Source organism: Eggerthella sp. (assembly GCF_048329335.1).
GTDB classification, from domain to species: Bacteria; Actinomycetota; Coriobacteriia; order Coriobacteriales; family Eggerthellaceae; genus Eggerthella; species Eggerthella lenta.
Map to the genome: position 1 here is coordinate 1 of NZ_DBFEGU010000365.1, position 1,064 is coordinate 1,064.

The 1,064-nt window shown below is 60.7% G+C and carries 2 protein-coding genes; both read right to left on the reverse strand.

Translation table 11 applies throughout. The features are described from left to right. A partial coding sequence (locus ACMO6A_RS11360; protein WP_418471285.1) for an FAD-dependent oxidoreductase occupies positions 1–363 on the reverse strand: 363 nt, incomplete at its 3' end. Positions 364–467: 104 nt separating this feature from the next. Next, positions 468–1,064: hypothetical protein (locus tag ACMO6A_RS11365; protein WP_418471286.1), on the reverse strand; the 597-nt coding region annotated here is incomplete at its 5' end.

Here is a 1,064-nt window from a genome sequence, read left to right on the forward strand (position 1 = left end):
GTCTTCGATGCCGAGAGCTTTCTGGATCTTCGTCGGCGCACCCATGATGGCACCGCCGCAACGAGCCATAGAACCACCTGGCAGCGCTGCCTTCTCGAGAATGATAACCGAAGCCCCGTTCGCCGCCGCTTCGATGGCGCAGGAAGCGCCCGCCGCACCATAGCCGCATACCACGACGTCGGCCTCTTTCGTCCACGCGATGGACGAGCCGTCGACAGCGGTCGACTCGGACGAGACACCTGAAGCGGATGCATCGTTTCCGGATGAGCATCCAACCAGCGCACCGCCCGCCATTGCCAGCGCCGCAACGCCGGTCCCCTTCAAAAAGTTTCGGCGAGAGAAGCGTGCATTCTCGTTCCCCATAATCGTACCTTTCCCTTCCTCCTATATGCCGCCGCGACCGTTTCTCGGCGCGGCGGGGCACGCGGCAAAACCGCGTTATCCCTTCGTGCGGATTCGCGCAAACCCTAGCTATGGCAGGTGTAGCATTCGTACACGTCGGCGTGATGGCAACTGGCGCATGCACGCTGAGCCTTCTTCTCGATGGAGCCCGCCGCATGCATCTGATGACAGCTCGCGCAGGAGACTTCGGCATGGTCGGCCGATTCTGGCAACGCATGCGGGTTCACTATCGTTCCATTCATGTCGGTTAGCACGGTTACGCCAGCCGTAACGACCTCCACCTCGTCTTGCGAGTGACAGCTCTCGCACGTCGCAACATCCACCGTTGTGGTTTTGAGGACGGCCTTGGCTGCCTTTTCAGCGGTGGCTCCTTCATGCGCCGCAGAAAGCGCTGCTACATCGGCATGGCACTGAGAGCAAGCCATGTCCTTGTGCCGAGATATCGCACAGGAACCGTCTTCGAACGACGCCTGTTCCTTTGCGTGGCACATACTGCAATCGCCGGTTTCAGACCACGTGGAGTCGACTTGCACTGCCGCAGCCTCGTCTTCGCCCGTAACAACGGCGTCGTTAGCTTTCGGCGCACATCCCGTAAGCGCAAGCGCCAAAACCGCAAACGTCAAGAACGCGCACGCCAGCGCCTTTGCCGACGAGTAAGGCAC